At 69.7% G+C, this 21,767-nt stretch carries 21 protein-coding genes, 1 pseudogene and 1 riboswitch; of the genes and pseudogenes, 11 read left to right on the top strand and 11 right to left on the bottom strand.

Translation table 11 applies throughout. The annotated features are described in order from the left end of the window. Positions 1-96: pseudogene (locus ADL34_RS23635) on the bottom strand (MarR family transcriptional regulator); the annotation flags it as partial. Positions 97-236: 140 nt separating this feature from the next. Between ADL34_RS23635 and ADL34_RS23630 the strand changes: the two are divergent. Both ADL34_RS23630 and ADL34_RS23625 read left to right on the top strand, forming a co-directional pair. Continuing rightward, a complete protein-coding gene (locus ADL34_RS23630) occupies positions 237-1,451 on the top strand; it encodes an MFS transporter (RefSeq protein WP_062665876.1) in 1,215 nt (404 codons plus the stop codon). An 84-nt stretch (positions 1,452-1,535) separates the two neighbouring features. Further along, positions 1,536-1,958: a GlcG/HbpS family heme-binding protein gene (locus ADL34_RS23625; RefSeq protein ID WP_062665874.1), complete on the top strand. Its 423-nt coding sequence runs from the start codon at positions 1,536-1,538 to the stop codon at positions 1,956-1,958. Between the two features lie 84 nt (positions 1,959-2,042). Here the strand turns inward: ADL34_RS23625 and ADL34_RS23620 are convergent, their stop codons facing one another. The 6 genes from ADL34_RS23620 to ADL34_RS23595 form a co-directional block, all read right to left on the bottom strand. Further along, positions 2,043-2,909, bottom strand: a complete 867-nt coding sequence (locus tag ADL34_RS23620; protein ID WP_062665872.1) for a GNAT family N-acetyltransferase — start codon at positions 2,907-2,909, stop codon at positions 2,043-2,045. Between the two features lie 159 nt (positions 2,910-3,068). Beyond that, entirely contained in the window at positions 3,069-3,551 is a 483-nt protein-coding gene (locus ADL34_RS23615; protein WP_062665870.1) for an NUDIX domain-containing protein, read from the bottom strand. 88 nt (positions 3,552-3,639) lie between these two features. Continuing rightward, positions 3,640-4,545 (bottom strand): LysR family transcriptional regulator, encoded by a 906-nt coding sequence (locus ADL34_RS23610; protein ID WP_062665868.1) that lies wholly within the window; start codon positions 4,543-4,545, stop codon positions 3,640-3,642. Positions 4,546-4,761: 216 nt separating this feature from the next. Next, a complete protein-coding gene (locus ADL34_RS23605; protein WP_062665866.1) occupies positions 4,762-5,916 on the bottom strand; it encodes a cystathionine gamma-lyase in 1,155 nt (384 codons plus the stop codon). Then, positions 5,913-6,404: a low molecular weight protein-tyrosine-phosphatase gene (locus tag ADL34_RS23600; RefSeq protein WP_062665864.1), complete on the bottom strand. Its 492-nt coding sequence runs from the start codon at positions 6,402-6,404 to the stop codon at positions 5,913-5,915. Before ADL34_RS23600 ends, ADL34_RS23605 begins: the two co-directional genes overlap by 4 nt. Positions 6,405-6,411: 7 nt before the next feature. Then, positions 6,412-6,789, bottom strand: a complete 378-nt coding sequence (locus tag ADL34_RS23595) for a phage holin family protein (RefSeq protein WP_062665862.1) — start codon at positions 6,787-6,789, stop codon at positions 6,412-6,414. Between the two features lie 60 nt (positions 6,790-6,849). On the opposite strand from ADL34_RS23595, the gene ADL34_RS23590 reads away from it, so the two are divergent. The 4 genes from ADL34_RS23590 (at position 6,850) to ADL34_RS23575 (ending at position 9,150) form a co-directional block, all read left to right on the top strand. Further along, entirely contained in the window at positions 6,850-7,167 is a 318-nt protein-coding gene (locus tag ADL34_RS23590; protein WP_062665860.1) for a cupin domain-containing protein, read from the top strand. Positions 7,168-7,326: 159 nt separating this feature from the next. Then, positions 7,327-7,539, top strand: a complete 213-nt coding sequence (locus tag ADL34_RS23585) for a DUF5326 family protein (protein ID WP_030857134.1) — start codon at positions 7,327-7,329, stop codon at positions 7,537-7,539. A 350-nt stretch (positions 7,540-7,889) separates the two neighbouring features. Beyond that, on the top strand, positions 7,890-8,615 hold the full coding sequence (locus ADL34_RS23580) for an IclR family transcriptional regulator (protein ID WP_062665886.1): 726 nt from the start codon (positions 7,890-7,892) through the stop codon (positions 8,613-8,615). Between the two features lie 97 nt (positions 8,616-8,712). Next, the gene (locus ADL34_RS23575; protein ID WP_062665858.1) at positions 8,713-9,150 is read left to right on the top strand and encodes an SsgA family sporulation/cell division regulator; all 438 of its coding nucleotides are present in this window, start codon (positions 8,713-8,715) and stop codon (positions 9,148-9,150) included. Positions 9,151-9,287: 137 nt separating this feature from the next. On the opposite strand, the gene ADL34_RS23570 is transcribed toward ADL34_RS23575, so the two are convergent. Then, on the bottom strand, positions 9,288-10,769 hold the full coding sequence (locus ADL34_RS23570; RefSeq protein WP_062665856.1) for a YibE/F family protein: 1,482 nt from the start codon (positions 10,767-10,769) through the stop codon (positions 9,288-9,290). 71 nt (positions 10,770-10,840) lie between these two features. Beyond that, a riboswitch (TPP riboswitch) is annotated at positions 10,841-10,997 on the top strand. On the opposite strand from ADL34_RS23570, the gene thiC reads away from it, so the two are divergent. Then, positions 10,990-12,792, top strand: coding sequence for a phosphomethylpyrimidine synthase ThiC (thiC, locus tag ADL34_RS23565; protein ID WP_062665854.1), 1,803 nt, complete (start codon positions 10,990-10,992; stop codon positions 12,790-12,792). It overlaps the preceding riboswitch by 8 nt. A 380-nt stretch (positions 12,793-13,172) precedes the next feature. Next, on the top strand, positions 13,173-14,024 hold the full coding sequence (locus tag ADL34_RS23560) for a hypothetical protein (RefSeq protein ID WP_234375089.1): 852 nt from the start codon (positions 13,173-13,175) through the stop codon (positions 14,022-14,024). 8 nt (positions 14,025-14,032) lie between these two features. On the opposite strand, the gene ADL34_RS23555 is transcribed toward ADL34_RS23560, so the two are convergent. The 3 genes from ADL34_RS23555 to ADL34_RS23545 form a co-directional block, all read right to left on the bottom strand. Continuing rightward, complete coding sequence (locus ADL34_RS23555; RefSeq protein WP_062665852.1) at positions 14,033-14,902, bottom strand: hypothetical protein; 870 nt, start codon at positions 14,900-14,902, stop codon at positions 14,033-14,035. A gap of 193 nt (positions 14,903-15,095) precedes the next feature. Then, complete coding sequence (locus ADL34_RS23550; RefSeq protein ID WP_062665850.1) at positions 15,096-16,187, bottom strand: metallophosphoesterase; 1,092 nt, start codon at positions 16,185-16,187, stop codon at positions 15,096-15,098. A gap of 264 nt (positions 16,188-16,451) precedes the next feature. Continuing rightward, positions 16,452-17,564 carry a LacI family DNA-binding transcriptional regulator gene (locus ADL34_RS23545; RefSeq protein ID WP_079034052.1) on the bottom strand — a complete coding sequence of 371 codons (1,113 nt, stop codon included), beginning with the start codon at positions 17,562-17,564 and terminating at the stop codon, positions 16,452-16,454. Positions 17,565-18,002: 438 nt separating this feature from the next. Here ADL34_RS23545 and hisC point away from each other — a divergent pair, with 438 nt between their 5' ends. The 3 genes from hisC (at position 18,003) to cydB (ending at position 21,765) form a co-directional block, all read left to right on the top strand. Then, a complete protein-coding gene (hisC, locus tag ADL34_RS23540; RefSeq protein ID WP_062665846.1) occupies positions 18,003-19,082 on the top strand; it encodes a histidinol-phosphate transaminase in 1,080 nt (359 codons plus the stop codon). 149 nt (positions 19,083-19,231) lie between these two features. Next, on the top strand, positions 19,232-20,740 hold the full coding sequence (locus ADL34_RS23535; protein WP_062665844.1) for a cytochrome ubiquinol oxidase subunit I: 1,509 nt from the start codon (positions 19,232-19,234) through the stop codon (positions 20,738-20,740). 20 nt (positions 20,741-20,760) lie between these two features. Further along, positions 20,761-21,765 carry a cytochrome d ubiquinol oxidase subunit II gene (gene cydB, locus ADL34_RS23530; protein WP_062665842.1) on the top strand — a complete coding sequence of 335 codons (1,005 nt, stop codon included), beginning with the start codon at positions 20,761-20,763 and terminating at the stop codon, positions 21,763-21,765. Positions 21,766-21,767 lie beyond the last annotated feature (2 nt).

Raw genomic sequence — 21,767 nt, 5'->3', positions numbered from 1 at the left:
GGCGCGTTCGATGTGGGCCTCGATCCTGCCGTGCAGCAGGGAGAGGGCGCACCAGCCCTGGGCGAGGGCGGTGAGTGCGGGATCGGTCGCTGTCATGGCATGTCCTTCGTCCCGGGGTGGACTGCAACCAGAGTAGACGAAGGCTGCAATAGTCGGCGGTTGCAAGTAAGGCGCGTCTGCAAGTATTGTCGTCACTCGTAAAGCGCACCTGCAATCTTTTGGGAAGGTACCCCTTCATGCCTCTCGCGCTTCTGGCCCTCGCGATCGGGGCCTTCGGAATCGGGACGACCGAATTCGTGATCATGGGCTTGCTGCCCGAGGTCGCAGGTGACTTCGGGGTCTCCATCCCCACCGCCGGACTCCTGGTGACCGGCTACGCCCTCGGCGTGGTCCTCGGCGCCCCGCTGATGACGGTGCTCGGCACCAAGGTCTCCCGCAAGCGGATGTTGATGCTGCTGATGGGACTGTTCGTCCTCGGCAACCTGCTGTCCGCCGTCGCCCCGTCCTTCTCCGTGATGCTGATCGGCCGTGTGGTCGCCTCGCTCGCCCACGGCGCCTTCTTCGGCATCGGCTCGGTCGTCGCTGCGGACCTGGTCGCCCCGGACAAGAAGGCCGGCGCCATCGCGATGATGTTCACCGGGCTGACGGTCGCCAATGTCGTCGGCGTCCCGCTCGGCACGTTCGTCGGTCAGGCCGCGGGCTGGCGGATCACCTTCACCATCGTGGCCGCGCTCGGACTGATCGGCCTCGCGGGTATCGCCAAGCTGGTCCCCGACATGCCCAAGCCGCAGGGCGTACGGCTGCGCCACGAGCTGGCCGCGTTCAAGAACGCCCAGGTGCTGCTCGCCATGGCGATGACGGTGCTCGGCTTCGGCGGCGTCTTCGCGGCCATCACCTACATCGCGCCGATGATGACCCATGTCGCCGGCTTCGCCGACGGCTCCGTGACCTGGCTGCTCGTCCTTTTCGGGCTCGGCATGGTCGGCGGCAACCTGATCGGCGGCAAGTACGCCGACCGTGCGCTGATGCCGATGCTGTACGTGTCCCTGGGCGCGCTCGCCGTCGTGCTCGCCGTGTTCACGGTCACCGCGCACAACAAGGTCCTCGCGGCCATCAGCATCGCGCTGATCGGCGCCCTGGGCTTCGCCACCGTGCCGCCGCTGCAGAAGCGCGTCCTCGACCAGGCGCACGGCGCCCCGACGCTGGCCTCGGCCGTGAACATCGGCGCCTTCAACCTCGGCAACGCCCTCTCCGCCTGGCTCGGCGGCATCGTGATCGCCGCGGGCTTCGGCTACACCTCCCCGAACTGGGTCGGCGCCGCCCTCGCCGCGGCCGCGCTGCTGCTCGCGTTCCTCTCGGCGGCGCTGGAACGCCGCGGCGGGACGTCCACGGACACCACCGTCTCGGGCCGCCCGGCCCCCGTCGAGGCGGAAGCCGTCGCCCACCACTGAGCCGATCCGTGCGCGGGGTCAGGGCCGCCCCCGCGCACCCGGCCACCCGACCATCCCCGTCAGTACGCACCACAAGGAGAACCCATGACCACCGCGACCGCAGTCACCCCCCTGACCAGCCAGGACGCCGACGCCCTCGTCCTCGCCGCCCAGCGTGCCGCCGAGGCCGCCGGAGTGCCGGTCAGCGTCACCGTCCTGGACGCCGGAGGGCATCTGCTGGCCTTCCGTCGCGACGACCGCGCCGTGCTGATCTCCGGCGAGACCAGCACCCGCAAGGCCTACACGGCGCTGCAGCTGGGCACCCCCACCGCCGATCTCGTCGACGCCGTCCAGCCCGGCGGTCTCTTCCACACCCTGCCGACCGCGCTCGACCGGCCGCTGCTGTTCATCGCGGGCGGCCTGCCGATCCACCGTGACGGCCGGCTGATCGGTGCGATCGGTGTCGGCGGCGGAGCGCCCGCGCAGGACCACGGGTTCGCGGCCACGGCCGTCGACACCGTCCTCTGACGGCACACCCGCCACGACGCACCGACGAAGCGCCGGTTCCCGACGGGGACCGGCGCTTCGGCGTGCGGACGTGGCGGCGACCCCTCAGCCGGCGGCCACCGTCAGCGGGGCGAACCGCCGGCTCCAGTCGCCCGGCAGCTCCGGGATGCCGTACGTCATGACCGCGTTGAAGGCCACGGAGCCCAGCCCGTGCCGCTTCACCCAGGCGAGCAGTTCCTCGTGGCGCACGTCGATGTCGGTGCGCAGGGGCCGGTCGGTGTGGGCGGCGAGAGAGGCGACCAGGGCCTGGGCCGTCTCCGTGTCCCGGGCGATCAGAGGGCCTACCACCTGTGTGTCCATGTTCGGCCAGGCGCCCGCGTACCCGATGATCCGGCCGCCGTCCTCGGCGACCCGCAGCTGGTCGGTGAACGCGGGCAGCCGCGTGATGATGTGGGTGCGATCCGCCCCGAACACCTCCTCGTCCAGGCGGACGATCGCCGGGAGGTCCTCGGCGGTCGCCGCACGGGTGGAGACGGAGGGCCGGAAGTCGCCAGAGACGAAGTGCCCGCGCACCATCTCCGCCCGGCCTGTGGTCTTGAAGCCCAGCTCCTCGTACAGAGGCCGGCCGTTCGGGGTGGCGTGCAAGGTCAGCGGAGTCGTGCCCATCGCGGAGACGACGTGACGCATCAGACGCCGGCCGACGCCCTGGCGGGCGTACCGCTCGGCGACCAGCACCATGCCGATGGCTCCCAGGTCGGGCCGCTCCCGGGGTCCGTACTCGGTGACGACACATGCGGTGACGAGCCCGCCGTCGGGTGCGTCGATGCCGTATCCACGGCCGGCGGTCAGAAGCAGTCCCCACTTGTGTTCCTCACGGGGCCAGCCCCGGTCCTGGGACAGGTCGGCGCAGGCGACCAGATCGCGAGGGGTGAGACGGCGGATGGGCAGAGCGGCGAGGGAAGGTGTCGGCACGCAGGTCAGGCTGTCCGACGAGTGCCCTGGTCGTCCACCTGTTTCAGGGGAGACAAATGTCCTTCCGGCCATGCCTCCCAGGGTCGCCACGGCAGGGGTGACGGCACAGGGGGTTTCACGTGAAACGCGGACGAACGGCGGCTGATCGACCGCCGTACGTCAGCCCAGATCAGACGCGTGCAGGGCGCGCACGCCCTCGATGTTCCCGTCGAGGTAGTGCCGCAGTGACAGCGGCACCAGGTGCACGGAGGCGATCCCGACCCGGTTGAACGGCACCCGCACGATCTCGTACTCGCCGATGGGCTCGTCCACTTCGGGGCCGTGCCGCAAGGCCGGGTCCATGGACTCCAGGTGGCAGACGAAGAAGTGCTGGACCTTCACCCCGGTCGATGCCTCGTCGTGGCCGATGTGTTCGACGGTGTCGACGAAGCAGGGGACCACATCGGTGATCTTGGCGCCCAGCTCCTCGTACACCTCGCGGTGCAGCGCGTCGACGACGGTGGAGTCCGTCGGTTCGACCCCGCCTCCGGGCGTGAGCCAGTACGGATCCATGCCCGGCTTGGTGCGCTTGATCAGGATCAGATCGTCACCGTCCAGCAGAACGGCGCGGGCGGTGCGCTTGACCACGGGTCGGACGGTCATGGAGGAAATGTGGCCCGGCTGGTTCCACGTGAAACATCGCATCCGGTCACCGCGCGAGCCCGCCGGGTGACCGCCGTAAAACCCCTGCTCAGGCCCAGTCCGCCGCCGCCCTGAGCAGCCACTCGTGAGCCCGTGCGATATGCGGCATCGCCAGAGTGCCGGTACGGACGGCCAGGAAGTACGTCCGCAGGGGTGGAACGGGCGGATCGTGCAGGGCGACGACCTCGCCGCGGTCGAGGGCGTCCCCACACAGATAGCGCGGCAGCACCGCAAGACCCGCACCCGCGACGGTACAAGCGAGGACGGCGCGCAGGTCCGGAACGATCACCGTGCCGGGTGCGGCCGGGCGGGAGTCGAAGACGGCGGCCCAGTATCGGGAGACGAACGGCAGGGACTCGTGCACCTCCACCACCGGAATGTCCTCCAGCGCGTGCGCCCCCTTCTGGCGGAGAAGGCCGGCGCCGATCCGCTCGATCCAGTCGGGAGCCGCGACCAGGACGTGCTCCTCGTCGCAGAGCGCAGTCGCCGTGAGCAGAGCACCCCGCGGACGGGTCGTCGTGATGGCCAGATCATGATGTCCGGCGGCCAGCCCTTCGAGGGTCTCCTCCGCGGTGCCGAAGGAGGCGCGCAGGGCGAAGCCCTGATTGTCCTCGCCGGTCAGACCGGTGAGCGCGGGCAGCGCGCGCTCGGCCGTGAACTCGGGAGGTCCGGCGAGATGCAGCGACCGTAAGGAGGACTCGTCGTCGAGACCGGTCTCGGTGATCTCCACCAGGGCGTCGAGATGAGGGGCGGCCTTGTGGGCGAGCTCGTCGCCGATGGTCGTCGGCGTCACGCCGCGTGCCTGCCGTAGGAACAGGGGACGCCCCAACTGCCGTTCCAGCGTCCGGATCTGCGAGGTCACGGCCGGCTGGGACAGGCCCAGCAGCGCCGCGGCCCGGGTGAAGGAACCGGCCCGGTGCACGGTCACAAAAGTGCGCAGCAAGGCCAGATCCATGCCACCCTCCTCCCCTTCCCCGCCCTTCTCCCCACCCCCAGGGCAGGGCCCAACTATAAATATGTCGATAGGTCGCTGTCGCTACTGTGATTGGACACTGACAGAGAGTCAACTAGCCTTGGTCGCGCGGTTCTTCGCGCGCGGAACCGGGGCGGTCCGAGCCACGAGGGGGGAGGCTCGGACCGCCCGCCCCTCCCCGACGGACCCCGGCACCGGTCACCGAGCCGATGCCTCCAGGGCCCGCAGCACATCCGCCACCAGGTCCTCGGTGTCCTCGGCTCCGACCGACATCCGGATGAAGCCCTCCGGCACGTCGTCCCCGCCCCAGCGGCCCCGCCGCTCGGCCGTGGAGCGCACACCGCCGAAGCTGGTGGCGTCGTCGACGAGCCGCAGCTCCTCCAGGAAGCGCTCGGCACGCGCGCGCGTGGGCAGCGTGAAGGACACGACGCAGCCGAAGCGTCGCATCTGCCCGGCGGCGACGGCGTGCGACGGGTCCTTGGGCAGTCCCGGGTACCGCACCGCGAGGTCTTCCGGCCAGTCCTGCAGGGCCTCCGCGACGGCCAGGGCGGTGGCGTTCTGCCGCTCCACCCGCAACTGGAGCGTGGCCAGGGAGCGATGCGCGAGCCACGCCTCCATCGGCCCCGGGATCGCGCCGACGATCTTGCGCCAGCGCCGTACGGCCGCCATGGCCTCCGGGTCGCGGCCGGTGACATAGCCCAGCAGCACGTCACCGTGGCCGGTCAGCTGCTTGGTGCCGCTGGCCACCGAGAAGTCGGCGCCCAGCTCCAGCGGCCGCTGCCCGAGCGGCGTGGCGAGGGTGTTGTCGACGGCGACGAGCGCCCCGCGCGCGTGCGCCTCCTCGACGAGGCGCCGGACGTCGCACACGTCGAGCCCGGGGTTGGACGGCGTCTCGATCCACAGCAGCCTGGCGCCGTCGAGGACGCGGAGCTGGGCGTCGCCGCCGGTCGGCGCCGTACGCACCTCGATGCCGTACGCCTCCAGCTGCCCGCGCACCAGGGGGAGCGCCTGGTAGCCGTCGCTGGGCAGGACGACCGCGTCGCCGGACCGCAGCTGGGAGAAGAGCACCGAGGAGATGGCGGCCATGCCGGACGCGAAGACGAGCGTCTCGACGTCGCTCTCCCCCGGCGCCTCCAGGCCGCCGATGGCCCGCTCCAGGTGCGTCCAGGTCGGGTTCTCGTCCCGGCCGTAGGTGTACGCACCCGTGGGCTCGCCCGGCAGGTGGTAGTGGGCGGCGAAGACCGGTCCCGGAAGGGTCGGCTCGTACTTGACCGGCTCCGGCAGCCCGGCCCGCACCACGCGCGTGCCGTCTCCCGCCCCGGGAACCGGTGCCTGTCCCTGCGTACCGCTCATGCCGTCCTGCCTTCCACCTCTTCGCGGACCGCTGTGAGCAGGCCCGTACTCGCCGACTCCACCATGGTGAGGCATTCCTCGAAGCCGTCCCGGTCACCGTAGTAGGGGTCGGGCACGTCGAGGTCCTCGCCGGCGGCGGGGTCGTAGGAACGCAGCAGCCGGACCTTCGCCGCGTCGTCGGCCGTCGGGGCGAGCCGGCGCAGCGCTTTCATATGACCCTCGTCGAGGGCGACCACGAGGTCGACGCGTTCGAACCAGGAGGTCCGGAACTGCCGGGCGGTGTGCTCGCTGTCGTAGCCGTGCTCCTCGAGGACGGAGACGGTGCGCGGGTCGGCCGGGTCACCCTCGTGCCAGCCTCCGGTGCCGGCGCTGTCGACCTCGACCAGAGCGTCCAGCCCGGCCTCCTCGACCCGCGCGCGGAAGACGGAGGCGGCCATCGGGGAGCGGCAGATGTTGCCGGTGCAGACGAAGCAGACGCGGTAGGCCATCGCGCGCTCAGTCACCGTCGGGCAGGACGACGTTCAGCGCCCAGGAGACGATCGAGATGATCAGGCCGCCCAGGACGGCCGTCCAGAAGCCCTCCACATGGAAGCTCAGGTCGACCTTGTCGGCGAGCCAAGAGGTCAGCAGCAGCATCAGGGCGTTGACGATAAGGGTGAACAGGCCCAGCGTCAGGATGAGCAGCGGCAGGCTGAGAAGCTTCACGACCGGCTTCACGACAACGTTGACCAGGCCGAAGATCAGGGCGACGAGCAACAGGGTGGCGACCTGCTTGCCGGTGCTGTCGCCGGTCAGGGTGATGTTGTCTATCAGCCAGACCGCGACGGCCAGGGCGCCCGCGTTGGCGATCGTCTTGACTACGAAATTCTTCATGTGTCTGATCGTGGCAGACGAGATCGGCCAAAAGCACTGTGACAAGGGCGGATGACTGCGATGAAGGCCTTCCGGCTGGACGAACTGGAAGCGGAGCGGGCTGCCAACGACGGTGCCTACCTGCAGTTTCTGCGCGAGCGGAACATGTCGGTGGGGCTGTACGCGCTCGACGCGGGCGAGCGCGATCCACAACAACCGCACAACCAGGACGAGGTCTACTTCGTCGTGAGCGGCCGCGCACAGATCACCGTCGGCCTGGAGACCACGCACGTGGCACGGGGGAGCGTCGTCTACGTCCCGGCCGGCGTCGCCCACAAGTTCCACCACATCAGCGAGGACCTCAGGGTGCTCGTGGTGTTCTCTCCCCCGGAGAGCTGAGCTCGGGTCTCAGGGTTCCCTAGGGGTTCGATCAGGGGAGGACAAGGGCTGCGAGGCGTCCGCCCGACCACCCGCCGGCCCTAGCATCGAGTGCAGGGAATCAGAGGATTCGACAGTCAGGACCCGCACTGGACGGGCGGAGAGGTAAGGACAAGGGCGATGCGTGAGATCTTCGCGGGACTGCCGTGGTGGGTGAAGTGGATCGCGGTGCCGGTCATCGCCCTGGTCGTGTTCGGCGGGCTGATAGCCAGCGTCGTCGGGTTCGTGATCGGACTGCTCTTCAAGCTGCTGGTCTTCGTGGCCCTCGTCGGCGGACTGATCTACGTCGTCAGGAAGTTCACGTCGAGCTCGTCGTCGCGCAGCGACTGGTGACGTTCACGGGGGACCGGTGGGCGGTAACAGGAACCGCCGGTTCCCTCGGGCGAGGGAAGTTTTCCCGGCCGTGCGGCCGTCAGCGGTGACGGGCCAATAGGCTCCGTGAATCGACGCGGGGTCGCCCCCGCGAGCGGCGTGCACCCCTCCCGTGTTCCCCCGCACGGGCTCCTCCTCGCCCCTCGGGAGTGACCTTGGCCACGGTTGACACCGCACCACCCACACCGACCCACCACCCCCTGGAACAACCGCGCTCCTCCGTACCCCAGGTCCCGCGGCAGACGACCCCGGCCTCCGAGGCGGCGCCGGCCTCGTCCGAGCAGCTGCCGTCCGCGACCCTCATCGGATCGGTGCAGCGCGCCATGCGGCTGCTGGAATGCGTCGCTGGCCACGCGTACGGCGCTCCCGCCAAGCAACTCGCCCGGGAGACGGGACTCGCGCTGCCCACGGCCTACCACCTGCTGCGGACCCTGGTGCACGAGGGCTATCTGCGCCGCGACAAGGGGCTGTTCTTCCTCGGTGAGGCCGCCGTGCGGCTGAGCAGCACGAGCGCCCAGCAGAAACGTCGCAGCACGATGGTCGACGCACTCGCTCAATGGCGTGACGCGATCGGTGTCCCGGTTTACTACGCCCAGTACCGCGACGGCGAGATCGAAGTCATGTGCGTCTCCGACACCCCGGGCAATCCGGCGGTGCACGAGTGGGCCGACTTCCGCGAGACCGGCCATGCCCACGCCATCGGACAGTGCCTGCTCTCCCAGCTGGACGAGGAGGCCCGCCGGGACCATCTGTCCCGGCACCCCGTGCGCGCCATCACGCCCTACACGGTCCCGGACAGGCACAGCCTGCTACGACGCCTGGACCAGGCCGGGCGCATGGCCCCCGTGACCGAACGTCAGGAGTACGCGCTCGGCGCGGTCTGCGCGGCCATCCCGATCACGGTGGGCACGACGGCCGCGACGATGGCGCTGTCCCTCCCCCTCCATCAGGCCGACCGGCTGCCCTCGGCGGTGTGCCAGCTCCAGGTCGAGATCGGCCGGCTCCTGGGGTCACTCGCGCTCTCTATCAGTATCTGAAAACTCACTCCTTGTGATCTCTCGTGTACGTTCAGCAAGATTCCACCAGTGTCGGGGGTCCGTCCCGGCCAGTCGAAGGCAACCGACGGGGTAGTCGATGCGCGAGTCCGTACAGGCAGAGGTCATGATGAGCTTTCTCGTATCCGAGGAGCTCTCCTTCCGCATCCCGGTGGAACTGCGCTACGAGACCTGTGATCCCTATGCCGTGCGGCTGACGTTCCATCTGCCCGGTGATGCCCCGGTCACCTGGGCGTTCGGGCGCGAGCTGCTGGTCGACGGCGTGGGCCGGCCCTGCGGTGAGGGCGACGTACGGGTCTCGCCGGCCGGCTCCGACACCCTGGGCGATGTGCTGATCCGGCTCCAGGTCGGGCCGGACCAGGCGCTGTTCCGCTCCTCCGTCGCACCGCTCGTGGCGTTCCTGGACCGCACCGACAAGCTGGTGCCGCTCGGGCAGGAGGGGGCGCTCGCCGACTTCGACGCGCATCTCGACGAGGCCCTGGACCGCATCCTCGCGGAGGAGCAGAGCGCGGGCTGACGCGTCGCGGCGCCCGGGGGCGGGGGTGGCGTAACGCTTCAGCGGATGTCAGCGGCGCCTCGGATGCCAGGAGGGCGCCGAAGGCCCTGCCTCACAGCTTGCGCCGCGGACGTCGGGGGCGCTCCGGAAGCCCTCCCTCACCGCTTGCGCCGCCTCCCGCGCCCACCCCGCCCGGCAGCCGGTACGGGGCCCGCCACGGCCGCTCGGGCGCCCACGGGCGCCGTGCCGGGCTCGGGACGGTCGGCCGACACCACCAGCGCCGCCAGGGCCGTCGTCACCGGCACGGAGGCGACGAGGCCGATGGAGCCGACCAGCGTCCGCACGATCTCCTCGGCCACCAGCTCGCTGTTGGCGACCGTGCCGACGCCGCTCTGGGCGATGGAGAAGAGCAGCAGCAGGGGCAGCGCGGCGCCGGCGTAGGCGAGGACGAGCGTGTTGACGACCGACGCGATGTGGTCGCGCCCGATGCGGATGCCCGCCCGGTACAGCCCGCGCCAGCCCATCGACGGGTTGGCCTCGTGCAGTTCCCAGACGGCGGACGTCTGGGTGACCGTCACGTCGTCGAGCACGCCGAGGGAACCGATGATGATCCCGGCCAGCAGCAGACCGCTCATGTCGATCGACGGGTACAGGCCGTGGATGAGGCCCGTGTTGTCGTCGGTGTTGCCGGTGAGCGCGGCCCAGCCGATGAACACCGAGCCGAGGACGCCGATCAGCAGGAGCGAGATCAGGGTCCCGAGGACCGCGACCGACGTACGCGCGGAAGGGCCGTGGCACAGATAGAGCGCGATCAGCATGATGGCGCTCGCCCCCACCACGGCGACGACCAGCGGGTTCGATCCCTGGAGGATCGCCGGCAGGATGAAGAAGTTGAGCAGCAGGAAGCTGATCGCCAGCGAGACCAGCGCCATGACGCCCCGCAGCCGTCCGACGAGTACGACGGCGACGGCGAAGATCCCGGCGAGCACCGAGAGCGGGACACGCCGGTTGACGTCGGCGACGGCGTACTGGAGGTCCTCGGGGGCCGAGGGCTCGTAGGCGACCACGACCTCCTGGCCCTCGCTCAACTGCCGTGACTGGTCGGGCTGGACGATCTCCGTGAACGTACGGCCCTTGTCGTTCCCGGTGTCGACGCGGATCGTCGCCTTCTTGCAGGTGCCGCTCTCCTCCCGCGTGGTGGAGGAGCCCTGCGGGGCCGAGGCGTCCCCGGCCGGGGGTGCTCCGCCGGCGCCCACGTCCTTGCAGCTCAGCTCGACCACCTTCGTGACCGTGGCCTGCTGGGTCTGCCGGTCGAAGCCGACCCCGGTGCGCTCGTGCGCCGGGGCGCCGCCCGGCCAGAGTACGGCGAGGCCGACCACTACCGCCGCCGCGAAGGGGATCAGGACGGCCGCGATGACCTTGCGCAGATGCCGGGAGACGGGAGCCGCCGGACCGTGGGAGTGGCTGTGGGAGTGCCCGTGGCCGGATCCATGTCCGTGCCGCCCGCCGTCGGAGTGGCCCCCGGACGCCCCCGAACCCCGGTGTACACCGGGGTCGTTGTGTCGCGCGGGGCCGTCCTCCGCGCTCGTGTCGCGGCGCGGTTCGTGCGGCGGGTACGGAGGTTCATGCGTCGTGGTCACCGACCGATCATCGCAAGAAGGGTGAGGGCCCTCTGTTCACCGCGCCCGAACGGGCGCTAGCGTGGAGGCACCTTTGTACACGCGGGAGCTCGGAGCACCGGGCTGAGAGGGCGCTGACCTCCGTCTCAGCGATGTTTCACATGAAACATCGGCAGACGGACACCGCTGCGTCGACCGCCGAACCTGTTACCGGGTAATGCCGGCGTAGGGAGTAGGTCTCATGACCATCAAGGACGCGCGCACGCCTGCCTCGAACCAGGACGAAACGCCCCTGCCGGGCGAATCCTCCGCCGAGGCCGGGAAGTCCATCGGCTGGCACAAGGCGTACGTCGAGGGCTCACGCCCCGATCTGCGGGTGCCGGTCCGCCAGGTGCACCTCACCAACGGGCAGTCGGTCACGCTGTACGACACGTCGGGCCCGTACACCGATCCGGCCGCCGAGACCGACGTCCGCCGGGGGCTGGCCCCGTTGCGGGAGAACTGGATCATCGCCCGCGGAGACACCGAGGAGTACGCGGGCCGGCCCGTCCGGCCCGAGGACGACGGCATCAAGCACACCTCGCCGCGCGGAGGTCTGCGCAACCTCGACGCGGTGTTCCCGGGACGGCCGCGCCAGCCCAGGCGCAGCCGTGACGGCCAGGCGGTCACGCAGCTCGCGTACGCCCGTCGCGGGGAGATCACGCCCGAGATGGAGTTCGTGGCGATCCGGGAGAACGTGGACCCCGAGGTCGTCCGTGCGGAGATCGCCGCGGGCCGGGCGGTCCTGCCCGCCAACGTCAACCACCCGGAGATCGAGCCGATGATCATCGGCAAGCGGTTCCTGGTGAAGGTCAACGCCAACATCGGCAACTCCGCGGTGACGTCCTCCATCGAGGAGGAGGTCGAGAAGATGACCTGGGCGACCCGCTGGGGCGCCGACACGGTCATGGACCTCTCCACCGGCCGCAACATCCACACCACGCGCGAGTGGGTGCTGCGCAACTCCCCCGTGCCCATCGGCACGGTGCCGCTCTACCAGGCGCTGGAGAAGGTCGACGGCAAGGCCGAGGAACTGACCTGGGAGATCTACAAGGACACGGTCATCGAGCAGGCCGAGCAGGGCGTGGACTACATGACGGTCCATGCGGGCGTGCGCCTGCCGTACGTGCCGCTCACCGCGAACCGCAAGACGGGCATCGTCTCGCGCGGCGGCTCGATCATGGCGGCGTGGTGCCTGGCGCACCACAAGGAGTCGTTCCTGTACGAGAACTTCGAGGAGCTCTGCGAGATCCTCGCGGCCTACGACGTCACCTACTCGCTGGGCGACGGTCTCCGGCCGGGGTCGATCGCGGACGCCAACGACGAGGCGCAGTTCGCGGAGTTGAGGACGCTCGGGGAGCTCAACACCATTGCCAAGCGTCACAACGTGCAGACCATGATCGAGGGGCCGGGACACGTCCCGATGCACAAGATCAAGGAGAACATCGACCTCCAGCAGGAGATCTGCGAGGAGGCGCCGTTCTACACGCTCGGCCCGCTGACGACGGACGTGGCTCCGGCCTACGACCACATCACCTCGGGCATCGGCGCGGCGATGATCGCCTGGTGGGGCACGGCGATGCTCTGCTACGTGACGCCCAAGGAGCACCTGGGCCTGCCCAACCGTGACGACGTCAAGACCGGCGTCATCACCTACAAGATCGCCGCGCACGCCGCGGACCTCGCCAAGGGCCACCCCGGTGCGCAGGAGTGGGACGACGCGCTGTCCGACGCCCGCTTCGAGTTCCGCTGGGAGGACCAGTTCAACCTGGCGCTCGACCCGGACACCGCACGCGAGTTCCACGACGAGACCCTGCCGGCCGAGCCCGCCAAGACGGCCCACTTCTGCTCCATGTGCGGGCCGAAGTTCTGCTCCATGAAGATCTCCCAGGACATCCGCCGCCGGCACGGCGGCTCCCAGGACGAGATCGAGGAGGGCATGGCCCAGAAGTCCAAGGAGTTCGCGGCGGCGGGCAACAGGGTGTACCTGCCGATCGCGGACTGAGTTCTGCCGGTACGGGACGGCCGGCGCCGCGTCCGGCGGCGCGGGCCCGTCCCGTACGGCGGGTGCAGACGTAACGACCAGGACACGTCGCCGCTCGGGTCGATCAAGATCCGTAGTGTGGTGGGCCTATGGCCGGGATCGATGTTGCCAACGGGGTAGTGGGCGCTGTCATCGGCATGCTCTTCGCCGTGCTGTTCCAACAGCCGTTACAGGACGCCTGGTTCCGGTTGCGGAAACGGTCGACCCGCGCCCTCCGCAGCCTCGGACGCCGAGAGGAGTCGGGCCCTGCCTGGCGCACCTTCTCGCTCGGGCCTCTGCAGACGTCCGCTCTGATCGTCGAGGGGGACGGGGAGTCTCCGATACCTCCCGAGACCGTCTAGGTGCATGTGCTCGACGACGAGATCGAGTTGCCCCCGGACATGCGGTCCTGGCGGGACGAGGTCGCTGCGGAGAGCGAGCAACTGCGGGCCGAGGGGCGCACTCCGCTGTGGAACGGGCCACGGTACGCCGTCGAGGCGTTCGACATCTCGCGCACCGCTCTGGACGAGCGACCAGAAGTCCATCTGCGGCTGCGACCGACCGACTACTACACCTTCCTCGCCGCTCAGCAGCTCGACCGCCGGCTTCCGGACGGCACTACGCCCCGGTCCCGGTATCTGGATCCCGACCAGCCCTTGAAGGCGCCGGCCTTCCTCCAGTGCAGCTTCGCCGTCAACATAGCGGTGGTCACCGCCGACGACATGCTCGTCGTCAGCCAGCGCAGTGACCGGGTCCGGATGGCCCCCGGCGTCTGGAACTCCTCGGTCAACGAGGGATTGTCCCGGCACATAGATTCGTCGGGCAGGAGTGCCCCGGACCTCCACTCCGTGGCCCGTCGCGGGATGCGCGAGGAACTCTCCCTGGAGCCGCACGAGTACTCACTCGACCTGCTGGCCTTCGTCCTGGACATCGGGAAGCGCCACTGGAGCGGCCACTTCTACGCCAAGCTGCGGGACCTGAAGAGCTCGGACCTGCAGGCGCGCATGAGCCGGGGCGTGGCGGACCGCTGGGAGCACCAGAGGATCGACTACGTCCCCTTCCGGCCCGCGGCGGTCGTCAGATACATGCTGCGGGACGACCGCGTCCACCGGTGGGCGCCCCTGGCGCCGGCACTGTTCCATCTCTCGCTGGTGCATGCCTACAGCCGCACGCTCGTCGAACGAGTCGAAGCACAGATCACCCGGCGCTTGTAGGGCCGGCGTCACTCCGGCTGGTGTTCCGGGCCTCCGAAGTCCGGGCTGGTGTAGTCCGGGCTCGAGAAGCTTGGGCGGGGGGCCGCTGCGGGGCCGTCGTCCGGGCTGCTGAAACCGGGGCGGCCGTAGCCGAGGTTCGGCATGCGGCCCGCCGGAGTCGACGGTGTGGTGGGGTGCAGGGCGGCGCTCGTGCCGGCGTCGGCGAGCGCGTCCCGCAGGAAGGGCAGGATGCCGCGTTCCAGCAGGGCCTCCCGCCAGGCATCCCTGGCCAGGACGACTTCCTCGCTCAGCGCGCCGTGGGGCGTGCCGTCGAGGGCGGGCCGGTTGCGCAGGGCGGTCAGCAGGAGCCCGACGCCGGCGACCAGGATGGCCGCCGCCGCGATGGCTCCGAAGACCCATCCGGTGGTGAGCATCGTCTGGGCGAAGGCCGGCTCGGGGTTGAACATCTTGAGGATGTATCCCACGAGCAGGAATATCGCCGCAGCGGTGCCGGCGAGGACGGGTGCCAGGACCGCGAGGACGGCGACGAGGCCGGGTCCCGCCGTCTCGGCGACCTCTCCCACGGTGGCGGCGAGTCCCATCGCGCCCCCGCCCGGCTCGCTGGAGCCGCTCTCACGGGACGACGACGGGCTGGACGGCGCCGGCTGGCGCAGTTCCTCACGGACCTTCACGTAGTGCTGGTACTCGGTCGCTGCGGCCGCCGTGATGAGCGCGGTGGCGTTCAGCGCCATGGTGCGCAGTTGTTCGGGGTTGAGCCGCTGTCCGACAGCGGCCGGTTCCGGGCGGTGTGGGGCGGAGCGCAGCGCCTCGTCGAGGATCCGCTCGTAGTCCTGGCGGTCCTCGCTGAGCAGGTGCTGCGGAACGCTGTTCATGTGCATCCCCCGATGCTCCGTAGGGCTTGGGGCTCGCATGCCAACGAGCCGTCGGGCAGAAACGGAGGGGAGCCTGCTACGGATAAGCCGATGGTAGAGCGGTGACGGCACACGGTGACAGGGGGTTTGCCAAAATTGGGCCCCCGGTCCGCGCCTCCTTGCGCCCCCCGTGACCGGGGGACGCGGCACCGTCGAACGGTCAGACCTCCAGGGGAAGTTGCTGGACCAGCAGCTTTCCGGCCATGGTCACGCCGCCATCCATCGCGATCGCGAGTCCGTCCGCGTAGAGGTGCGGGCCCTCGACCAGCGGCCCGGAGTCGTCCTCGCCGTCCTCGGAGCCGACCTCGCCGAGCAGATACGGAATCGGGCTGTGGCCGTGAACGATCCGGGTGCCGCCGTACGTATCGAGCAGGGAGCGCACGGCCTGTGCGCCGCCCTCGTCACGGAAGGAGAACCGCTTGGTGAACTTGCGGAACAGGTCCCAGACCTCGTCGGCGTCGTTGCGCGTGAGCGTCTCGCGGACGGTGTCGTTGACCTCCTCGATGGACCGGCCGTAGTCGAGATAGGCGGTGGTGTCGGAGTGCACCAGCAGATGCCCGTCCACCTCCTCGATGGCGTCGAGCCGGGACATCCACTGCAGGTGGTGGTCCTGGAGGCGGTCCATGTCGGTCTTCTGCCCGCCGTTGAGCAGCCAGGCCGCCTGGAAGGTGGCGGTGCCCGCGCCCGAGTTGACGGGGGTGTCGCCGAACCGCTTGGCGCCGAGCAGCAGCAGCTCGTGGTTGCCCATGAGGGCCTTGCAGTAGCCGCCGGATGCGGCGGCTTCGGCGGAAAGCCGCATCACCAGGTCGATGACGCCGATGCCGTCGGGGCCGCGGTCGGTGAAGTCGCCGAGGAACCACAGCCGCGCGGTGCCCGCGCACCAGCTGCCGGCCGAGTCGATGAGGCCCTTCTCCTGGAGGGCGGCCGTCAGCTCGTCCAGGTATCCGTGTACGTCACCGACGACGAACAGCGGTCCGGGACCGGCGGTGGACTGCTGGACCGGGACGGAGACGGGCTCCACCTGCACCTGGACCGTGTCGCCGCGCTGGATGACCGGCAGGTCGCGCTCGGTGGGCGTGTAGCCCTCGGGGTAGGGCTCCGGGAACGTCTCGGCGGGAGGCGGCGGCACCACGTCGCCGGGGTGCGTGCTCTGGGCGTACGGACCGGTCTCGTGCACGTAAGCGGGCACCCGGAAGTCGCGCAACGTCGCCGTCCGCTCCACCTCGGGTCCCTGACCGGCCCCCTGAGTCATCAGACCCCTCCACCATCGCGCCGCAGCTGCACCGCTTCGGACTGCCTGGTCGCAGCGGCCCGCGGTGTCGTGCGCCCATCATAGGAATGCCGATCGCGCCATGTGATGACCCAGGGGTGGTGAATCGGAGCAGGACTCCCGTCCGGTGCGGCTTTCGCCCCGGTTGGGTGGGAAAACGCCCGCTCGACGAGTGCCCCGATCACCCTTCGGCGACCGTCCCGGACGCGCCCACGGACCTGTGTGCGACGCGCCCCAGGCCGGCGTCTACCGGTTCTCGGGGGACCTCGGCGGGCTGACCGTCGTACGCGGCGGGCGTCGCTGGGACGAGGTGCGCACGATCAGCTCCGTCGGTATCACCTGCTCGACCGGCTGCTCCGAGTCGACCCCCTCGATGGCGTCGATGAGGAGCTGCACGACGGCCGTGCCGATGCGGCGCGGCTTGAGGGAGAGCGTGGTGATGGGCGGCTCGGTGTTCGCGTACACGGTGGATTCGCTGCAGCACACCAGAAGCAGGTCGTCCGGTACGCGCAGGCCGTAGCGACGGGCGGCGGCGAGCAGGTCCGTGCCGTTCGGGTCGAACAGGCCGTAGACCGCGTCGGGGCGGTCCGGCCGGGCGAGCAGCCGGTCGGCGGCGACGGCTCCCGCGCACGGGTCGTGCGCCGGGTAGGCCTCGTACACCGGGTCCTGGCCGACCCGCTCGCACCAGCGCAGGTACGCGGTGGTCGACAGATGGGTGTACGTGTCCGTGGTGGTGCCGGTGAGCAGGCCGATGCGGCGGGCGCCGGCGTCGGCCAGGTGGTCGAGGATGCCGAGGACGGCGGCCTCGTGGTCGTTGTCGACCCAGGCGGTGACCGGCAGCGAACCGGCCGGGCGGCCGTCGGAGACGACGGGGAGGCCCTGCCGGACCAGCTCGCTGACGACCGGGTCCTGGTCGGACGGGTCGATGACGACGGTGCCGTCCAGGGCGACGTTCGACCACACGTCGTGGCGCGAGGTCGCCGGGAGGATCACGAGGGCGTAGCCGCGGGCGAGCGCGGCCGAGGTGGCGGCCCGGGCCATCTCGGCGAAGTACGCGAACTCCGTGAAGGTGAAAGGTTCATCCCCGTACGTGGTCACGGTCAGGCCGATGAGGCCCGACTTGCCGGTACGGAGGGTGCGGGCGGCGGCCGACGGGCGGTAGCCCAGCCGGTCGGCGACCTCGCGGACATGGCGTCGGGTGGCGTCGGGGAGCCGGCCCTTGCCGTTGAGGGCGTCGGAGACGGTCGTGATGGAGACCCCGGCGGCGGCGGCCACGTCTCTGATACCCGCCCGGCTGGACCGGCCGCCCCGGCGAGAGGTTTCCGCGCGGCTCACCTGGTGCTTCCCTGCTGCTGTCATGGCGAGCCGATAGTAGGGCTCATCGGGTGGGGTAGTGCGGACGCATATGCACGCGTTGACAGACACGTTTCTGCATGGTCATCCGACGTCAATCCCCTTGGAAACCAAGAGAGTTGAACGATCCAATAGTAGGACGTGACGTGTCGGCGGGTGTGGGCCTGCCCCCTGCCCGATGTTTCGAAGAGGTCTCAACTCACCTGCACGAGGGATGCGCGCCACGGCGCGAGCTACCGGCGCATAGATATATGTGCGGCGCGCCCCTGGTTTCGTACGCCTTCGTACGGCGATGCCCTGGATGGAGGCGGATCCGGGGTGTGACCCGGTGGCGGGGCGGCCGGACCGTCTCCCCTGTACGCATCGGAGCCGAATCCTCATAAGGTGAGGAGTATTGGAGCCGGCGGCGGTGATGGGCCGCCGGTGGTCGCGAGGAGGACTGCGGTGAGCGAGACGAGCCCCAAGCTGCGCGCCGAGCTGGAGGGGATCCCCACCTACAAGCCGGGCAAGCCCGCCGCGGCCGGTGGCCCGGTGGCCTACAAGCTGTCCTCCAACGAGAACCCCTATCCGCCGCTGCCGGGTGTGATGGAGACGGTGGCGGCCTGCGCCGCATCGTTCAACCGCTACCCGGACATGATGTGCACCGGGCTCATGGACGAGCTGTCCGAGCGCTTCGCCGTCCCGGTGTCGCACCTGGCCACGGGCACCGGCTCGGTCGGTGTCGCCCAGCAGCTCCTCCAGGCCACCTCGGGACCGGGCGACGAGGTCGTCTACGCCTGGCGGTCCTTCGAGGCGTACCCGATCATCACGCGGATCAGCGGTGCCACACCGGTCCAGGTGCCGCTGACGCCGGGGGATGTGCACGACCTGGACGCGATGGCCGACGCGATCACCGAGCGCACCCGGCTGATCTTCGTCTGCAACCCGAACAACCCGACGGGCACGGTCGTGCGGCGGGCCGAGCTCGAGCGGTTCCTCGACCGGGTGCCCAAGGACGTCCTGGTGGTGCTGGACGAGGCGTACCGCGAGTTCATCCGCGACCCCGAGGTGCCGGACGGCGTGGAGATCTACCGCGAGCGCCCGAACGTCTGCGTCCTGCGGACCTTCTCCAAGGCGTACGGCCTCGCCGGACTGCGCGTCGGCTTCGCCATCGCCCATGAGCCGGTCGCGGCGGCCCTGCGCAAGACGGCGGTCCCGTTCGGCGTCAGCCAGATCGCGCAGGAGGCGGCCATCGCCTCGCTGCGGGCGGAGGACGAACTGATCGGCCGCGTGGGCTCGTTGGTGTGCGAGCGCAACCGCGTCGTCGAAGGGCTGCGCGGGCAGGGTTGGACGGTGCCCGAGACCCAGGCCAACTTCGTGTGGCTGCGGCTGGGGGAGCGCACGGTCGCGTTCGCGCAGGCGTGCGAGCAGGCGGGCGTGGTGGTCCGGCCGTTCCCGGGCGAGGGCGTGCGGGTGACGGTCGGAGAGGCCGAGGCGAACGACATCTTCCTGAAGGTGACGGAAGGCTTCCGCAAGGAGAAGTAGCGGCCGGGGGCCCGGCCGGGAACGCATCCCGGCCGGGCCCCACGGGGTTGACCGCGGGTAACAGGACCCCCCTACGGAAGGGAACACGCGTGCTGCATAATGGCTTGTGAATGTGAACGCTTTCACAAGCGTAGGTAAGGAGCGGCGACGTGAACCTGGCTCTGGCGCCGGAGACGCTGGCGCGATGGCAGTTCGGCATCACCACCGTCTACCACTTTCTCTTCGTCCCGCTGACGATCTCGCTGGCCGCTCTCACGGCCGGACTGCAGACCGCGTGGGTGCGCACGGAGAAGGAGAAGTACCTCAGGGCGACGAAGTTCTGGGGCAAGCTCTTCCTGATCAACATCGCGATGGGCGTCGTCACGGGCATCGTGCAGGAGTTCCAGTTCGGCATGAACTGGTCCGACTACTCACGCTTCGTCGGTGACGTCTTCGGCGCTCCCCTCGCGTTCGAGGCCCTGATCGCCTTCTTCTTCGAGTCCACCTTCATCGGGCTGTGGATCTTCGGCTGGGACAAGCTGCCGAAGAAGATCCACCTGGCCTGTATATGGATGGTCTCGATCGGCACGATCCTGTCGGCGTACTTCATCCTGGCCGCCAACTCCTGGATGCAGCACCCCGTCGGCTACAGGATCAACGAGGCGAAGGGGCGGGCCGAGCTCACCGACTTCTGGCACGTGCTGACCCAGAACACCGCGCTCGCCCAGGCCTTCCACACCCTGTCGGCGGCCTTCCTCACGGGTGGCGCGTTCATGGTCGGCATCGCCGCCTTCCACCTCCTGCGCAAGAAGCACATCCGCGAGATGAAGACCTCGCTGCGGCTCGGCCTGGTCACCGTCGCGATCGGCGGCCTGCTGACCGCCGTCAGCGGCGATGTGCTCGGCAAGATCATGTACGAGCAGCAGCCGATGAAGATGGCCGCCGCCGAGGCCCTGTGGGACGGTGAGCAGCCGGCGCCCTTCTCGGTCTTCGCCGTCGGTGACGTCGACAAGGGCCACAACAAGGTCGCCGTGGAGATCCCGGGCCTGCTGTCCTTCCTGGCCAAGGACGACTTCACCTCGTACGTCCCGGGCATCAACGACATCAACAAGGCCGAGCAGGAGAAGTACGGGCCCGGCGACTACCGGCCCAACATTCCGGTCGCCTACTGGGGCTTCCGCTGGATGATCGGCTTCGGCATGGCCTCGTTCACGATCGGCCTGGCCGGCCTCTGGCTGACCCGGAAGAAGTTCATGCTGCCGCAGCACCTGCGGGTCGGCGACGACGAGGTGCCGCATCTGGTGCTGCTGCCCCACAAGGCGCTCAGCCCGAAGCTGGCCACCTGGTACTGGCGCATCGCGATCTGGACGCTGGCCTTCCCGCTGATCGCCAACTCCTGGGGCTGGATCTTCACCGAGATGGGACGTCAGCCGTGGGTCGTCTACGGCGTCCTGCGCACCCGTGACGCGGTCTCCCCCGGTGTCTCCCAGGGCGAGGTCCTCACCTCGATGCTCGTGTTCACCGCGCTCTACGCCGTCCTCGCGGTCGTCGAGGTCAAGCTCCTCGTCAAGTACATCAAGGCCGGTCCGCCGGAGCTGACCGAGGCCGACCTGAACCCGCCCACGAAGATCGGCGGCGACTCCCGGGACGCCGACAAGCCGATGGCCTTCTCGTACTAGGCCGAGGGAGCTGCACAGTCATGGAACTGCACGACGTCTGGTTCGTCCTGATCGCCGTCCTGTGGATCGGCTACTTCTTCCTGGAGGGCTTCGACTTCGGGGTCGGCGTCCTCACCAGGCTGCTCGCCCGCAACCGGCCCGAACGGCGGGTGCTGATCAACACGATCGGCCCGGTCTGGGACGGCAACGAGGTCTGGCTGCTCTCGGCGGGCGGCGCCACCTTCGCCGCCTTCCCCGAGTGGTACGCCACGCTCTTCTCCGGCTTCTATCTGCCGCTGCTGCTGATCCTGGTCTGCCTGATCGTCCGGGGCGTCGCCTTCGAGTACCGGGCGAAGCGGCCCGAGGAGAACTGGCAGCGCAACTGGGAGCAGGCCATCTTCTGGTGCTCCCTGCTCCCGGCGTTCCTCTGGGGCGTGGCGTTCGGCAACATCGTGCGCGGCGTGAAGATCGACCAGGGGCACGAGTACGTCGGTGGCGTCCTGGACCTGCTCAACCCGTACGCCCTGCTCGGCGGTCTGGTGACGCTGACCCTGTTCACCTTCCACGGTGCCGTGTTCACGGCCCTCAAGACCGTGGGGGAGATCCGGGAACGGGCCCGGGCCCTGGCCCTGCGGGTCGGTCTCGTGACCGCCGCGCTGGCCCTTGTCTTCCTGCTCTGGACGCAGGCCGAGAACGGGGACGGGCAGAGCCTGGTCGCGCTGGTCGTGGCCGTCGCCTCCCTGGTCGCGGCGCTCGTGGCCAATCAGGCGGGACGCGAGGGATGGGCGTTCGCGCTCTCCGGCGTCACCATCGTGGCCGCCGTGGCGATGCTCTTCCTGACGCTCTTCCCGAACGTCATGCCGTCGTCGCTGAACGCCGAGTGGAGCCTCACGGTCACCAACGCCTCGTCGAGCCCCTACACCCTGAAGATCATGACCTGGTGCGCGGTGATCGCCACGCCGCTCGTCATGCTCTACCAGGGCTGGACCTACTGGGTCTTCCGCAAGCGGATCGGTACGCAGCACATCGCTGAACCCGTGCACTGAGG

The sequence above is a fragment of the Streptomyces sp. NRRL WC-3605 genome (assembly GCF_001509795.1).
Classification (GTDB): Bacteria; Actinomycetota; Actinomycetes; order Streptomycetales; family Streptomycetaceae; genus Streptomyces; species Streptomyces viridochromogenes.
This window is presented reverse-complemented; position numbering and strand designations above follow the sequence as displayed.

What these genes read in the sequence shown, in the direction of transcription:
- ADL34_RS23575 (WP_062665858.1), top strand. Translation starts at nt 8,713, where the DNA reads ATGCGCGAGTCCGTACAGGCAGAGGTCATGATGAGCTTTCTCGTATCC.
- ADL34_RS23595 (WP_062665862.1), bottom strand. Translation starts at nt 6,789, where the DNA reads ATGAAGAATTTCGTAGTCAAGACGATCGCCAACGCGGGCGCCCTGGCC.
- ADL34_RS23630 (WP_062665876.1), top strand. Translation starts at nt 237, where the DNA reads ATGCCTCTCGCGCTTCTGGCCCTCGCGATCGGGGCCTTCGGAATCGGG.
- ADL34_RS23610 (WP_062665868.1), bottom strand. Translation starts at nt 4,545, where the DNA reads ATGGATCTGGCCTTGCTGCGCACTTTTGTGACCGTGCACCGGGCCGGT.
- thiC (WP_062665854.1), top strand. Translation starts at nt 10,990, where the DNA reads ATGACCATCAAGGACGCGCGCACGCCTGCCTCGAACCAGGACGAAACG.
- cydB (WP_062665842.1), top strand. Translation starts at nt 20,761, where the DNA reads ATGGAACTGCACGACGTCTGGTTCGTCCTGATCGCCGTCCTGTGGATC.
- ADL34_RS23600 (WP_062665864.1), bottom strand. Translation starts at nt 6,404, where the DNA reads ATGGCCTACCGCGTCTGCTTCGTCTGCACCGGCAACATCTGCCGCTCC.
- ADL34_RS23625 (WP_062665874.1), top strand. Translation starts at nt 1,536, where the DNA reads ATGACCACCGCGACCGCAGTCACCCCCCTGACCAGCCAGGACGCCGAC.
- ADL34_RS23585 (WP_030857134.1), top strand. Translation starts at nt 7,327, where the DNA reads ATGCGTGAGATCTTCGCGGGACTGCCGTGGTGGGTGAAGTGGATCGCG.
- ADL34_RS23550 (WP_062665850.1), bottom strand. Translation starts at nt 16,187, where the DNA reads ATGACTCAGGGGGCCGGTCAGGGACCCGAGGTGGAGCGGACGGCGACG.
- ADL34_RS23545 (WP_079034052.1), bottom strand. Translation starts at nt 17,564, where the DNA reads ATGACAGCAGCAGGGAAGCACCAGGTGAGCCGCGCGGAAACCTCTCGC.
- ADL34_RS23555 (WP_062665852.1), bottom strand. Translation starts at nt 14,902, where the DNA reads ATGCACATGAACAGCGTTCCGCAGCACCTGCTCAGCGAGGACCGCCAG.
- ADL34_RS23590 (WP_062665860.1), top strand. Translation starts at nt 6,850, where the DNA reads ATGAAGGCCTTCCGGCTGGACGAACTGGAAGCGGAGCGGGCTGCCAAC.
- ADL34_RS23615 (WP_062665870.1), bottom strand. Translation starts at nt 3,551, where the DNA reads ATGACCGTCCGACCCGTGGTCAAGCGCACCGCCCGCGCCGTTCTGCTG.
- ADL34_RS23605 (WP_062665866.1), bottom strand. Translation starts at nt 5,916, where the DNA reads ATGAGCGGTACGCAGGGACAGGCACCGGTTCCCGGGGCGGGAGACGGC.